4 protein-coding genes are annotated in these 5795 nt (G+C 32.8%); 1 reads left to right on the forward strand and 3 read right to left on the reverse strand.

Features of this window, described 5'->3' with window-relative positions:
* Positions 1-190, forward strand: a 190-nt coding sequence (locus tag B3I52_RS15415) for a hypothetical protein (RefSeq protein WP_293302969.1), incomplete at its 5' end; no start/stop codon positions are given.
* A gap of 258 nt (positions 191-448) precedes the next feature.
* Here the strand turns inward: B3I52_RS15415 and B3I52_RS15420 are convergent.
* The 3 genes from B3I52_RS15420 to B3I52_RS15430 all read right to left on the reverse strand — a co-directional run bounded on the left by B3I52_RS15420 (position 449) and on the right by B3I52_RS15430 (position 5463).
* A complete protein-coding gene (locus B3I52_RS15420) occupies positions 449-2491 on the reverse strand; it encodes a M48 family metalloprotease (RefSeq protein WP_293302971.1) in 2043 nt (680 codons plus the stop codon).
* A 1163-nt stretch (positions 2492-3654) separates the two neighbouring features.
* Positions 3655-4170: a tetratricopeptide repeat protein gene (locus B3I52_RS15425; RefSeq protein WP_293302973.1), complete on the reverse strand. Its 516-nt coding sequence runs from the start codon at positions 4168-4170 to the stop codon at positions 3655-3657.
* Between the two features lie 324 nt (positions 4171-4494).
* On the reverse strand, positions 4495-5463 hold the full coding sequence (locus tag B3I52_RS15430) for a hypothetical protein (RefSeq protein WP_293302976.1): 969 nt from the start codon (positions 5461-5463) through the stop codon (positions 4495-4497).
* Between the last annotated feature and the right edge of the window lie 332 nt (positions 5464-5795).

Below are 5795 nucleotides of genomic sequence, written 5' to 3' on the forward strand. Positions count from 1 at the left end.
TCCTGCCAAAATCTCGAAGGCCGTTAGGGCGTACTTGGGAACGGTTGGCGGTGGTTGGAGCAAAGAACAAGGAGCAAAGAGCAAGGATTGGTTATTCGTTTATAGTTGCTTTAATAGTTACGTCTTTTCGACTGCTTGTTCCGAGTATTCGGAAAGCTGTAAGGAGGAGCAATTTAAGCTTTTGCTATAATAAAGCTTATATGTATGCGCTATTGCTGCCTGTAAATCTTGGGTTTTTAAAATGAATTTAAGTGGCCGCTATGCGAACAATAAACCAAGGGGATATTGGGGACGTTAAAATAAGCCAATTAGAGCTAAGTTAAAAGTTAAGTCTTACTAACGTTAAAAACAACCAACCTCTCTTAAAAAGGCTTAAATGAAGTTGCATATTGTTAGGTTTTTGCTTTTTTAAAGGGTTGTGCAACAGTTACCGATGTTGTGTGAAGTTTTATTTTTCAAGTTGTCCTATTTGATAGTTTAACAAGTCTAATTTTGTTATAAAATATTTCCTTGACGAAAGGTAGTTATAATCATTTGTTGCAGAGAAAAGTATTTGAAGGTTGTCGTTACAGTATTCCTCGCCATTAAAATATTCCCATTCCTTAGATAGGTAGTTCTCAAAATTCCCTATTGTCTGTTGGGATATTTCGTTTCTTAATGTTTCATCTTTTAGCAGCCTTTTTATTTCCATTTTTAATTTAAGTTCTAAAGGTAGAAGGACTTTAAGATTTTCTCTTATTTGTTCAAATGGAGTTACTACACTTATAAAGCCTGTTACCTCACTAATATTATTGTACAATGCTACTTTATTATCATATTCTGAATCTTGTTTAAAGAAGTTGATATACTTTTCTTTCAGAATAGTAGCATTACCCTTTTTTAGGGCTTCATTATAAAAGAACTTATAAATTTTCAAATCGTGTTCCTTTATTCTTTCTCTAATACTGTTTTGCTCTGTTTCTATTTTTGGAATTAAATTCTGGGCTTCGGTTGATTTATACTTTTGTCCATCGTAGTCAAAAGATTTTATATCGTATTCCTTATTCGCTATGTTGATCAATAAATTTTTGTCATTTTCAAAAGCAATAAAATCATATACCGTGTCTATTTTCTCTTTACAGAAAAGCATATCCATTGTTTCTGAAACATTGAAATCAACAATATTATTTACATCAAATTCAATTGGATTTTTATTATCGTAATAGCTATTATATTCTGTAGGAAAGCTATTCTTATTGAATGTCTGCGAATAATCTGCTTTAAATTTCTCAAAATCTAATGATGTGGTGTTTTCGGCATAGGTAACTGTTGAAAACATTTTTTCTGTAATTTCTTCTTGTATTTTTTCTTCGTTTTCAAACAGTAGAATTGCAGGCTTTTCAACTTCTGTCTTATGGATATTGGTCAATTCTAAAGCCCTTATTCTTTCTTCAATAGTTGGATGAGAAGCCCACTGATTTTTAAAGGTTAATTTTGATTTGTTATACTTACTTAAATCAAGTTCAGAAACAATCGGTAAATTATTCTTGAACGAAAGATTGTTTTGAGCTGCTAAAAAATTCATCACAAATCCCTGCTCTTTATATATATTTTCACTTTTGATATTGTCTGGTATTTTTGCATCATAATAGCCTAATACAGCATTATAGGAATGGTCGGCTAAATCCATTCTCAATAAAGATTCTTTTAAAGGCAAATAACCTGCAACATTTGCTGCAATTTCGTCTGCGTGAAATTCCATTTCTCTTGACAATGCCATATACCTAATATTTATAAATGCGTACATTTTTTTTAAAACCCACTGAATGCCTTGAATTATTTTCACAGCAATGGAAACAAAAATTGAAAAATAACCACTAATATTTGCCCACTTCTGAATCATACTGTCAAACGATTCGTTGTCGTAAAGCATATTGAAAATGACTTGATTTACATTATAAACATAGCTCCCCACTTTCATGCTTCGTTGTGAAAAATGACCAAATTCGTGGGCTAAGATTGCCTTAAATTCTTGTTCTGATATGGTGTTCACCAAGCCTAATCCTATTTGCAAATTTTTACGAATTGGAAATATCATACTCCAAAAGTTAGAGTCGTAAAAAACACAAGCATTTACATCACCTGATAAATAGACCCTTTTAGGAAAGTCGGTCTGCACTTCATTTACAACTTCCTTTATAAAAGAAAACAATTTTGGCTCTTCAAGTTCAGAAATCTCAACTAAATGACTTCTATCAACTTTATGCTGTTTGAAAAGAAATTTAAACAAAAAAACAAGGATGAAAAAACCTAAACTTGCCAGACCAACCCCTAATCCAATTGTTATTGCCATAGGTTTTGCTGCGATGAAAGCAATTCCTCCCATGACACAAAGAACTGTCATTCCAATAGCTAAGGATAAGAGAATTATATATGTAATTATGAACAGGATAATTGCAAAAACTGCTTTACCTGTCATTTTTTTAAAGCTTGAAGATACTTGAACGTTCATAATTTATTCTTGGTTATTTTTATGGGTAGCGGTCGAAAAAAGTTCACACAACGGTTTGCAGGTTTCAGTTTCGCCCGAAATAGGAGCAGAATGAGAGCCTAAGTACTAACTTAAAAATAAATCACTAAAGAACAAAGTTTTGCTTCGCCTGAGGCTTAACTTAAACCTGTTGTTATAAGCCGTTCGTTTTTCTTTTAAATTCTTTCTCAATATTTTTTAACTTCAGATAATTTGAAATTGAATGCAATGGTGACTTGGTCTCATAGTTCCCCAAGGTTGTTAAGTTTATTAAAATTTGATTTTCTCCGAAGAAAACAATTAAGGATTTCCCCCAACTGAATAAACCATTACTTTTTTTACTTCTCAACATATTCACGCCATTATCATTTATTGCTAATTCTGGAAATCTTTCTTTAAGAATAGCAACAACACAAATCTATCTTTTTCCGAGTTCGAAATTTTAATCTTCAATAATTTATATATGTAATACCAAGAAATTAATAAGAGGATATTTACAGAAATTATTATAATTATTCCGACGGGATTGAATGAGTTCTTAGGATTTAACAATAAGAAAGTGGTCATAATCGTCCAACCTCCATAAATACAGATTTCAAATGCTTTTTCAAGGGAATATTCCCAATTTGGCTTGAATATTAATCGTTCTTTCTGGATGCTTTTTGTAAAGTCTATTCTGAAACTCATTATAGTTATTCGGAGGTTTTAAATGGCCTGTAACATTAAAATATACGCAATATATACAAAATCGACTATACAAAATGCGTATAGCCATGAGCTTAAAAACCCACCCCATTCCGGCTTAAGATTTCTAGCATTGCCCATTGCAGCCCCCTTTAAACTCTCCGTCATTTCGACGACCCGAAAAGAGGAGAAATCTAAGCTTTTGCTATACTAAAGCTTGTATGTATGCACTATTACAGCCTGTAAACCTTGGGTTTTTAAATGAATTTAAGTGGCCGCTATGCGAACAATAAATCAAGAGGGAATTACTATTGGTAGCGTTAAAATAAGCCGATTAGAGCTACGTTAAAAGTTAAGTTTCACTAACGTTGAAAACAACCAACCTCGCTTAAAGGGGCTTAAATGAAGTTGCATATTGTTAGGTTTTGCTTTTTTAAAGGGTTGTGCAACACTTACGCCTGTTACCTGTTGTTTTTATTTTCGTTGTCAATGTATTGTCTATTTGTCCTTGAGAAATATGAGTTCGTGTCAATATTGGCTGCTATTCTATAATATTTTTCAGCTTCTTCTTTTTTGTTAAGCAGTCCTAAGCTGTAACCCAATTCCAAGTTTGCATTAAAGTCGTCTGGCTTAATTGTCAATGCAAGTTTATAATCTGAAACTGAAGCTTCATATTGTCCGTCTTTTCGTTTTAATAGCCCTCTTTGAATTAATGCCAGATAATTGTCTGGCTTAGTCGCTATTTCATTATCTAAACTGTCAAGCTGTTTTTTGAGTAACTTAATTTCGAGTTCCTTATTTGTCTGTTGTGCTTGGTCTGTTTCCTGTCTCCAATTTTTGAAATCGTGGTTACTTTTTATTGACGTCACAGAAAATGTAACTAAAAGAAAAAGAAATGAAATCCCGGTTGTCTTTAATATCGCCTTTCCTCTTTTTTTGTCCTTAAACCTCTTTATTGTAAAGCCAATAATTGTCAATGAAATGAGATATAAAAAAGCCAGTCCGACTGCATAATAAAACAAAACTCCAACTGAAAACCATTCGTGTCTGTCTGTGTTGTCGTAGAACACGTAAACAATCAATGAACACAGCACAAGTGTCAAACTGATTATTGATATTTTTGTTAGTCGTGTCGTCATTTTAAAATAGCAGGTAACGGTTTGCAAATTTGTGCAGAAATGGCATTACTTGCAGAACCATTGTCGCACAGTACTAAATTAAGTAAATAACGAAAGAACCAACGTAAACCACCGTCAGCCATTTTTGCACAAATTTGTTGTTAGGTGTAGGTGCGTTTTTTTCTATTCATTCCAATTTCTTGTTTCTATCCTGTCTTCTAATTCTTTACTCCACATATCCCAATCTTTTAAATTTTCTAATTTCCATAATTCAAATTCATCCTTCCCCCCCATATGGTCTTCATTCCAAGCGAGAAGTATTTCGCATTCTCGATTTCTTTGTCTAAATTCTTTCCACCACGCCAATTTAAGTTCTGCCCATTTATTCCATAAATCAGGATGTTTTAGAACCCATGACGTCCAAATGTATAAGTCATGTACTTTTATTTTCCAATTTTCAGAATTTTCGCTTTTCCATTTTTCCCATGTTATTGAGTTTTGTTGTTCCCAAATTTCAAATACATCTTCATCTTCCTTTAAGGAATATGTAGATGCTCCTTTAGAAAGAAAATTACGAATATCTTGTTCATTCCATTCTTCTGTAAATGTCATTTTATAAATATTCCATTCTTCCGAATTGTCGGTTTGCCATTCAGTGAAGTAAGAAAAAACTTCAAAAATATCGCTATTTTCATCAATTTTAGACCAAATTAAAAATTCTTCAACAATATCTGATTCATATTTGCCTTTTTGAAAACTAAGCCATATATCCTGGTTTTCCATTTTTTCTTTAGCATCTATTTTTCTTTGATTTAGCCACTTTTTCCATTCCTCAAATTCAGTTATTCTTGAATTATCAATTGAATATGCTCGGATATTTAATTCGAAAATCCATTTATCTCGCCATATTTTAGCTTCCTCTGGATTTGATTCTTTCCAAGACTGCAACAGCTCTTCTTCGTCCTTTTCAACTTCTCTTTTAATCCGGTTTTGATTTCTTCTGAGCTTATCTTCTTTCACTAAATCATCAATATCATCATCTGATAAACTTTCGAGATATTGCTCCCACTCCTCAGATTTTTTGTCTCTTTCTTCTTGTTTTTGCCATTCTAATTCAGCTTTATTGGCAAGGTAATCTTCCTCGTTTTCCATAATTTAAGTTTTGTTGTCTTGCACAATTAATTTATAGATGATTTTCATTCGTCGGACACTTACACCTAACGTTTCGGGGCTTGTCGAAGGCGGGGATTTTTAACACAAAAGTTCAATAGAATTACTCCCGTTGAACCTTGCACAAATGTTCAATCGAAGCCGTTCAGCCCTACTTTTGGCAATACCTTGTGCTTGTTGCACAACTCTCTAAAAATAGATAAATAATTCGTATCTTCCTATATGCAAGGACGTAAGAGTTTTCATCCCCAATTGTTCTATCAGTTAAGTTTGGAAGAACTAGTTCCCTCTGACAATTACTACCGCCATTTATC

This window comes from Pedobacter sp. UBA4863, assembly GCF_002399615.1.
In the GTDB taxonomy this organism is placed as follows: Bacteria; Bacteroidota; Bacteroidia; order Sphingobacteriales; family Sphingobacteriaceae; genus Pedobacter.